The organism is Microcystis sp. M53603_WE2 (assembly GCF_030065435.1).
Genome location: NZ_JASJFF010000087.1, coordinates 1 through 8,724, shown reverse-complemented (window position 1 = coordinate 8,724; position 8,724 = coordinate 1). Strand labels below are relative to the sequence as shown.

General features: G+C 42.1%; 6 protein-coding genes and 1 pseudogene. 2 read left to right on the top strand and 5 right to left on the bottom strand.

Features of this window, described 5'->3' with window-relative positions; genetic code table 11:
• A partial coding sequence (sds, locus tag PX481_RS02075) for a solanesyl diphosphate synthase (RefSeq protein ID WP_288093450.1) occupies nucleotides 1–857 on the bottom strand: 857 nt, incomplete at its 3' end.
• A gap of 191 nt (nucleotides 858–1,048) precedes the next feature.
• Here sds and PX481_RS02070 point away from each other — a divergent pair.
• The gene (locus tag PX481_RS02070) at nucleotides 1,049–1,177 is read left to right on the top strand and encodes a hypothetical protein (RefSeq protein WP_288093448.1); all 129 of its coding nucleotides are present in this window, start codon (nucleotides 1,049–1,051) and stop codon (nucleotides 1,175–1,177) included.
• 86 nt (nucleotides 1,178–1,263) lie between these two features.
• On the top strand, nucleotides 1,264–1,959 hold the full coding sequence (locus PX481_RS02065; RefSeq protein ID WP_288093446.1) for an HAD family hydrolase: 696 nt from the start codon (nucleotides 1,264–1,266) through the stop codon (nucleotides 1,957–1,959).
• Here the strand turns inward: PX481_RS02065 and PX481_RS02060 are convergent.
• The 4 genes and pseudogenes from PX481_RS02060 to PX481_RS02045 form a co-directional block, all read right to left on the bottom strand.
• Entirely contained in the window at nucleotides 1,956–2,576 is a 621-nt protein-coding gene (locus tag PX481_RS02060; RefSeq protein WP_288093444.1) for a CPP1-like family protein, read from the bottom strand. The genes PX481_RS02065 and PX481_RS02060 overlap by 4 nt on opposite strands.
• An 86-nt stretch (nucleotides 2,577–2,662) precedes the next feature.
• On the bottom strand, nucleotides 2,663–3,724 hold the full coding sequence (locus PX481_RS02055) for a CIA30 family protein (protein WP_052276224.1): 1,062 nt from the start codon (nucleotides 3,722–3,724) through the stop codon (nucleotides 2,663–2,665).
• Nucleotides 3,725–4,173: 449 nt separating this feature from the next.
• Nucleotides 4,174–7,791, bottom strand: a complete 3,618-nt coding sequence (locus PX481_RS02050; protein WP_288093442.1) for a DUF7149 domain-containing protein — start codon at nucleotides 7,789–7,791, stop codon at nucleotides 4,174–4,176.
• 276 nt (nucleotides 7,792–8,067) lie between these two features.
• Nucleotides 8,068–8,724, bottom strand: a pseudogene (locus tag PX481_RS02045) (YIP1 family protein); the annotation flags it as partial.

Sequence of the window (8,724 nt, the reverse complement as noted above, 5' to 3'; positions counted from 1 at the left end):
TCTTTTGAGCGAGGAATACCTTGGCTAGAGTGAATAAAATCAAGAGCTTTTTCGATGTCTCCTTCCTGACTAAATTCCCGTTCGATTAACACTTCTATATAGGGATTTTCCTCCATGGCAAAGAGAGCGGGAGCAGTGATATTACCACTGATCAAATCGGAGCCAGAGGGTTTTCCTAATACTTCCGTAGGGGAGGTAAAATCGAGAATATCATCGACGATTTGAAAAGCTAACCCTAAATTGCGACCATAATTATATAAATGATGATTAACTTCAGCTGATTGCTCGCTTAATACCCCAGCCGCTTTGGCACTGTTGGCAATTAAAGAAGCAGTTTTGTAGTAACTTTTTTCTAGATAAGCTGCCAAGGAGATACTGGTATCAAAGCGATTAATTCCCTGTTGAATTTCCCCTTCAGCAAAATCGCGAATCACTTCTGAGAGCAATTTTACCACTTCTAAATTATCTAAATTAGCTAGATACCAAGAGGATTGAGCGAAAAGAAAATCCCCCGCTAAAACCGCCACGCGATTGTCAAATAAACTGTTAACGGTGGGAACACCGCGCCGCAATTCCGCCTCATCTACCACATCATCATGGACGAGACTGGCAGTGTGGATCATCTCCGTGATTTCCGCTAATCGACGATGACGGGGAGTGATATCCCGGTCTAACATAGTAGCGCGAGACACTAACAACACGATCGCCGGTCGAACGCGTTTACCACCGGCCTCGAACAAATGTTCTGCTGCCGCCGCTAAAATGGGATGACGAGCGCCGACGAGATTTTTTAAGTTATCGGTCAAAAGACGGAGATCATCGTCAACGGGTGCGAATAAAGAAGTTGTTGGGATCATTGGTTAGCCAATTGGCGAGATAGTTACGAAAGTTTACATATCCTTACATTTATTTTAAGCTAACCGTCCAGACTAGGGAAGGGGAAGCATCAGTGATCAGTGATCAGTGATCAGTAATCAGTGATCAGTAATCAGTGATCAGTAATCAGTGATCAGTGAGGGGTTGGGGTTTTAGGGTTTTAGGGTTTTAGTTGAAATTCCCCCACCTCCCCACACCCCACACCCCACACCCCACACCCCACACCCGACACCCCACACCCCACACCCCACACCCGACACCCCACACCCCACACCCGACACCCCACTTCCCTGGTCCCTAATCTTTTTCCCGACAAAACTCTTGTCATTGTCAAGACTCTAGGGTAACTTGTATATAAAAATTAATAAAGCGAGAAGTATTAGAACGATGTTGAGACTAATTAGCGACTTTGACGGCCCGATAATGGACGTATCGGAGCGATATTACCAAGTTTATCAAGACTGTTTACAGAAAACCGCCTATAAAGGTCAAATTATCGGGGAATTATCGAAAGCGGAATTCTGGCAGTTAAAACGGGAGCAGGTTTCTGAGAAGCGTATCGGGGAAATGTCAGGATTAGATGAAGATCAAGCGCGTAAATTTGCCCATCTTCGTCGTCAAACTGTCCATACTTTACCCTATCTTGTCCACGATCGCCCGGTGGTTGGTTCTTTGGAAACTCTCCAGAAAATCCAAGAGTTAAAGATCGATTTAGTCGTGATGACGATGCGGCGGGTATCCGAGCTAGATCATGCCTTTAATCGCCACGATATCGGTCGTTTTTTCGCCGCTAATCGTCGTTATTGTCTAAATAACAATTACACCAAAACCAACGACGTGCGCGACAAAACCCTGCTTATGGCTAAGGCCGCTAAAGAACTGCCGGCGGCTGCCGATACTTGGATGGTGGGGGATACGGAAGCGGATATTGCCGCCGCTAAAAGCCAAAATATTAAGGTTATTGGCGTATTATCGGGGATTCGCAGCCGTTCCCGTTTAGAAAGCTACGAGCCTGATTATATCGTCAATAACCTTGGCGAAGCATTGGAGGTGATCTTAGGCTCTCTGCGAGCGTTCGGTTAACGGAAAAAACTACTAATCACCCAAAAGATTAGAAAAGTGACGAGCGCATAAATTTGGCGATCGCCGAAAATATTCCAATCAGCCTTGGCCGCTAAACTGACTAATCCCGCTCCCAGAGCGACTCCTAGCAATAAACCAGCGAGAGTGAACAGTAAGGCGCGGCCAAAACGTTTTTCTTTGCGGTTGAAAAAATAGATATTAACGAAAACGCCAAAAGCTAGGAGCAGCGGTAAGAGGGAGCCACTGGGATCGGGAACTAACAGCGTTATTGCTCCTAAACAAGCGTAAATCACTGCTGGTACACCGATATCCCGTGCAGAAGGTGTATCGATTGAGCTTCGCCACCAGTTAGGAGATTTGCTGCTAGTAACTGGTTTACTTTCCACCGGAATCGTCAGACGTTCAGGAAAACGAATGCGATCGGGAACTTTAATTCTACCCTCCTGTCGCATCCGCAGTCGATCCATGAGGACGGAATCGTAGGCCGACTCGATCAATTCGACAATTTTGCTATCATTTTGATACTGTTGCACCAGTCTTTGTTTGGCCTCTTGAATTTCTTCAAAAGAGGATTCTTCAGTAACCCCAAGTTGTTCGTAGGGATTCTGTTCACTCATGAACATACCTCCTTAATTATGCTCCCGATAGTCATGATCTTAACCCGATGTTCTGTAGTTTAACTTGAGATGCAAGCTTATTTAAATTAATTAAGTTTAGCGAAAATCTGAGCAGAATCGATCGCTTCGTAGGGATAACCACTGGCATCTAAAAGGCTTTTTTCGGCGATTTCTCCTTCCTTAACGATAATTAAGCGGTTTTTACCCCCGTAGGCCTTAATTGTGACAATTTCTAAAGCAAATAATCCTGGGGAGAAACGGGGATTTAAGGCCCCATCGTACTCGAATTTACTCTGCATTAACTGCAAAGCATAGACGCTACTGCTATCAAAGGGTGCTGCCTCCCGCAGGGTTTTGGCCCGCAGCACTGGGATTAAATCGCCAAAAGGAATAGAAATCGTTTGCCAAGTGCGATCAAGTGTATCAAAAGAATAACAGTAACCGATACCATCCCAACGTCCTTCACAGCGCAGAATTAATTTATAGCGTTTTCCGTCCCCTTGTACCTGTAATTCTATTCCCTCGTAGTTAGATAAATTTAGGGGAGGATTCAGGTTTCTGGTACGAACTGAGGCAAAACCGCCGTTATTTTCAGTTCTAACGATACCGGAAAAGAGCGCTCGTCCTCCGGTTAGGGTTATCTGACTCTCACTCACTCCTCCCATTACCACATCATCCACCGCACCCCAGATTTCTTTTATATCACTGCTGGGATTGCTAAAGTCAAAGAGGGTTTTTTCGGCGGTTATCCCAGCATTTTTCAATAAATCGAGTAAATTAGCTAAACTATGGCGGTTATTCTCCCCTTGACAGTAGATAATTCTCTCAATCCCTGTGAATAATTGCGGGGTTTGCAGAGCAAATAAATCGACATTTTCAGCCAATAATTGACGTGCAGACTCGATATTATCGACTAAAGCGCGGATTTGATAGTTTTGCTGCTGTAGTTGGGTGATTACTTTTCTACCGATCGCATTTTCCCCACCAATGACTAAAATGGTCTTCATCCCTTGCTCATTTGTTAGCTGATTTTTTTTATCTTCCCCGAAACCGAGCAGCTTTTGCAGACAACTCCACAGGGGAATACTATCAAAATAGTCTAGAGTTTGCCAAAATCTCTGAAAATCCCAGCTTTTTGACTCAGCCATAACTTTTCTCTCCTCAAAGGGTACTGATAAAGTTAGTCTAACCAAACCAGCTTTAATCCTTGCGGCAAAGCTTTCCTTTTCGTCCCTATTTCTTTCGCTCGTTAATTTCTCTGAAAACCCCTATATATATTTAGGCACGGATTCCCATTATATAAAAAGTATAAGTCAAGTCTTGGCTTTTGTCAAGCATTTTGGTTGAGATTCTTTTGGGTGTAAGCTGTACTGAATTTAAATTACTTGTTGAGATAAGGCACTCTTGCAATAGGTAAGAGGAAGGTATAGGGGAAGCGCGGAGATGGGTTTTAAAGTTCGATTGGGAGTTCATGAGAACGAATGTATCAAATTTAAGTCCCCCTTAAAAAGGGGGATTTAGGGGGATCAAATTTTTGTCAGTCCTTTGGGATGCTTTTGGGTGCGTTACGCTTCGCTAACACACCCTACATTTATATTTATTTTATTTCCCCCTCTATTATCCCGATTTCTTCCTCGCTTAATCCATACAATTCATACACTATTTGGTTAATCTCTTTTTCTAACTCGCTGGTGTCGGCAGAATTATCTTCTGATTTCTTGGCTAAAATTTGGTTAACAAGAGTTTCAATTGTTTCTTGTGTTTTACTGTCTGCAAGTTTTATCGGTAGCTTTTCTACCGATGAAATTCTTATTTGTGGAAAAATATCACCACCTTGGGAATTTGTTTTTTGATAATAGAACTTGAACAAGGCAGAATTAAAAAGTCCTAAAACATATTTTGTTTTAACTCTTTTGTCTGTTATATAGCAACTATGTATCGTTTGTTCGTAGTAAATTCCTTTGTCTGCATATGTGGCAATAAGTTCCTTACCAACTTTGCGATAAATAATTGTTTCTCTCTCAAATATTTTTTTATCTCTCATCCAAAGTCCAGACCTTTTACCTGCTTGTCTTTTAACTTCTTGCTTCATCATTTCTTCGGGTTTATAATTAACCCAAACATCAGTTGTGCCTAAATGAAATCTTGAAAGGTTTTTACCGAAATAAAGTTTGTGGCTGTCTTTGTCTAACTTTTTATCAATGTATAAAATGTCTTTGATTGTACCTGCAACAATTCCGTCTTTCACTTCTGCAATTTCTTTTAATTTCAGTGTATCTGCCTCAATTTTAGCAATGAGGTGATCAAATTTGGTATTTATTTCTAATCGAAAAATTATCTCCTTATCGTTCAAGATACTTGATACTTCAGTTTCTGAAAGCTGTTGCAATTCTTGCCTTGTGATTTTAAATGCTTTGTATTGTGCTTTTGTAGTGGGATAATTTTCTACAATTACACTATTTACTTGTGCATCTTCAAATACTTTTTCGTCAATTTTTACAACCGTAACTCCGTGATTATCGCAAACAATTTTACGAGCAGTAACAAATTGTTTGTTGTTTAAAAACTTTCCTGGAATAATGTAAGTGAAAACACCTGTTGGCTGTTTTATTTGCATTGCTTTCTCAATGAATAGAGAATACAAGTCAAATCTTCCAGTAGCCGTTTGATAAATGGTTTCGTAAAATCTTCTCTGGTCCCAAGTTATATCTTCAATACTTATATAAGGAGGATTGCCAATTACCACATCAAAACCGACAAAATCCCCCTTATCGTCTAGGACTTCGGGGAACTCGAAGCGCCATTCAAAAGCATTATGATAAATCTTACCGCTTTCAATCTCCTCTAGTTGCGGACGTAATTTATCAATCTCATTCCTTAACTGACTAATCTTCCTTTCCCGCGCTTTCTTTTCCTTGGGTGACTCCTCAAATAACAAAATTTGATTCTCTAGACTATATAAATCCGTTTCCAAACCCCGCAAGCGCTTTTTCAGAGGATTATCTAACCGTAAAGTCTGACGAAAACTACTCTTAATCTCACTTATCAATCTCTCCATCTCGCGCTTTTGCGATTTATCCTCCGCGTTGCGATAGACTCTCACCGCATCCTTATAACTCTCGATACTTAAACGATTTTTGCGGGAAAAGACTTGTAAATCATTGGATAACCCAAAGCGACTAATCAGAGAATTGCCAACCTTGATATTAATATCGATATTCGGTAACGTCTCTAACTCGTTATCTGCTTTGTAGTAAGCATTCTTGAGTAACTCAATCCATAAACGCAATCGACAGATTTTCACCGAGTTGGGATTGATATCAACTCCAAAGAGACACCCCTCAATCAGACGCTGTTTTTCCTGAAATAAAGTCTCCTGTACGCGCTGACTTTCTCGGTTGCGGGGATTATACTCAAACAGATTACCGTCATCATCGGTGACGATTAACTCATCGTTCACCACCTCAACCCGATAATCCCTGAGAGTTTTCCCCTCTTTATCCACTAAAATCTGTAACTCACTCTTAATTGCGATTATCTCGTTCAAAGCAGAAACAAGAAAATGTCCCGAACCCACCGCAGGATCACAAATTTTGAGACTATTGATAATAGCATTGGCTGCCGTTTTATCTTTGATGCGGTTATATACATCCTCGATAGTCTGACAATCCCATCCCTGACTCTGGTTAAATTTCTCTATCACTGCGCGTCGAATCGTTTCCCGACACATATACATAGTGATGAAACCGGGGGTGAAAAAGGAACCATCCTTATATCCGTTGATTTTCTCAAAGATTAATCCCAACACCGACGCATTGATAAGAGTCTTGTTATCCTCCTGTATCGCTTCCCCACCTTCGCTGCTAAAATCGTAGGCATTGAGAAACTCGAATAGGTATGCTAAAGCGTTGATTTCTCCTGTTCGCTTTTTCCCCTGACTATCCTTTAAGACTGTTCCCGCAAAAATCTCTAAATTCTCCGAACGCAGGTTACTGATAACTATGGTTGATTGTTCTAATTCCGTCGGTTCAAATAGGGAACTGTTGAGATAGGGAACCTGAGTATAGATATTCTGGATGTCTTTGCTTCTTTCTGACTGTTTTTTGGCTAAAACGCTGAAAAATAAGCGATTTAAGTCGTCATAGTTGGCAATTTTGCCTAAATTGAGAAACCCTAACGACTTATCCCCCCGATGATACCTAATTATCTGCGCTTCTAATAGTTTGAGGAAGAGGATTCTATTTATCCAGGTTATCCCCAACTCTAAACCGATATTCAATAGTCTCTCCTCTTCCGTCTCCCCAAATTCTTCGGGATTGGATAAACGAGAGATTTTATCTAAACTCTCTACTTGACTGATAGCGTTCTCTAGCAGCGAACCGGGTTGACGCGCTGCCGGTTGCAGACGTTGGATGAGTTTTTTTCCTCCCTCTTTTATCTCTGTCAATCCGATGATATGCAGCAGTTCACTATAAAAGTTTTTGTCGAGACTGTTGCTATCGTTCGCAAAGGGGAGTTTTAAGAGGTGTTCGGGAGAAAAGATTTTATAGAGACTGATGAGGTTATGTTCGTCCTCCCAGATGGTTTGGGTGTATTCCCGCAAGTCAAAATGGGTGTATGTCAGGGAATCGAGTCTGGAGTTAAGGAAGGGTTCCCCTATCTGTTTATAGAAGAAGTCGGTGGTTTTTCCCGTTAGTCTCCCCGTCTCAAAGTCATTAAACTGTCTGACAAGTTCCTGATTTTGTGCGAATAGTCTCTCGAAGATATTCCCATCGAAGATAAACCACTCATATATATTGGTAGCAATCAGGTGTTTTATCTCTAGGTTTTTCTCGGTTATTCTTTCCCGTAGGAAGTAGAGGAGTAATTCTTGTAATGCTTTACAGTTGAGTTTGTCTCTCCGCAGCATCTCGCTTTTATTGCTGGGTTTCTTGACTTCCAATATCACCCCCACGGAATCCCGCGATTCTTTCCCATTATGGATGACTAAATCATTCCTTCCCTTGGTGTTGATGAAATGTTGGGGACTGTAGTAGCTGTGTTTGAGAAAGTCTGCAAGCAGGTTTTTATGGAATTCCTCCGATTCTGTCTCGTTTATACTCCCCAAGAGTTGTCCTAGGTGGGTTTGAAACTTCTCCACCTGACTACGACTCGGTTTGACTCTCAGGAATGCTTTGTTTAATGCTTGTCGGGGAGAGAAAATTTCCGTCTTCATACCTTTATCCCTATTCCTACCCATCCCGATTTTTGAGTCTATTTTTTTCTCTCTTATCTTCCCTCAAAAACCCTATATATATGGGCGCACGGATTCCCATTATACATAAAGTCTAAAGCAAGTCTCGCCATTTGTCAAGGGTTTTCAGAAAAAAAATCGAGCCGATTTGATAAGAGGGAACAGGTATTGGGCTGGAATTGGCGAGGATAGCCCCAAACCAGTGTTAAATAGCCATGATCAGTCAATCTCAATTTTTCTGGGGAACTTTGAGAGCAGCTAAGGAAAAGAGATTAATTTAGCCACAGTGTCCACGGTTTGCTGGCGACAGGTGCGACCATCGGCGAGGGTTCTTTCACCGTCCATATAACCCATAACCCCGTTATGATGGGTAGGTCCCAGGGAGATAATCTTGATAATGCCGAGACGACGAGCTTGATTCCAGTAGGAAAGCCAAGCGATCGGCCAGCGTTCGGGAAAAATCGTCCGACCGATCGGTTCTACCGTATCCCGTTCACCGACTAAATGATAGAACCGATCCAACTGCAAAAAACCGACATTGCCGCTAAAAACCCCCCCTAGAGAAATCATTTCGATGGGTACTTTCAGGAATTTTTTGAGATAGATAATTGCACCCAAGGAAACCTGAGCGCCGCCACTATAACCGATAAAAGTAATTGGTATCTTACTGCCCAAGGGATAATCATTGTGTAGTAATGCCTCGAGAATCACTCCCGCCGAACCCTGATTAAAAATTGGTCCGTAGCGATCATCGGCCGAAACCACGATCTTAAATAAATTCCGCAGATTGATTAAAGCCATTACACCGTTATGCCCTTTCTGACCGTTTGTTTCCACCCATTGCCAGAAACCGGCTAGAGGGCGCTCGGAATCGGTTAAGGCGCGATTAGTGGTGGAATAGGGCATAATATTGCC

Bases quoted from the DNA above. Each gene is read 5' to 3' on its own strand.
- PX481_RS02065 (WP_288093446.1), top strand. From the start codon at position 1,264: ATGTTGAGACTAATTAGCGACTTTGACGGCCCGATAATGGACGTATCG.
- PX481_RS02060 (WP_288093444.1), bottom strand. From the start codon at position 2,576: ATGAGTGAACAGAATCCCTACGAACAACTTGGGGTTACTGAAGAATCC.
- PX481_RS02055 (WP_052276224.1), bottom strand. From the start codon at position 3,724: ATGGCTGAGTCAAAAAGCTGGGATTTTCAGAGATTTTGGCAAACTCTA.
- PX481_RS02050 (WP_288093442.1), bottom strand. From the start codon at position 7,791: ATGAAGACGGAAATTTTCTCTCCCCGACAAGCATTAAACAAAGCATTC.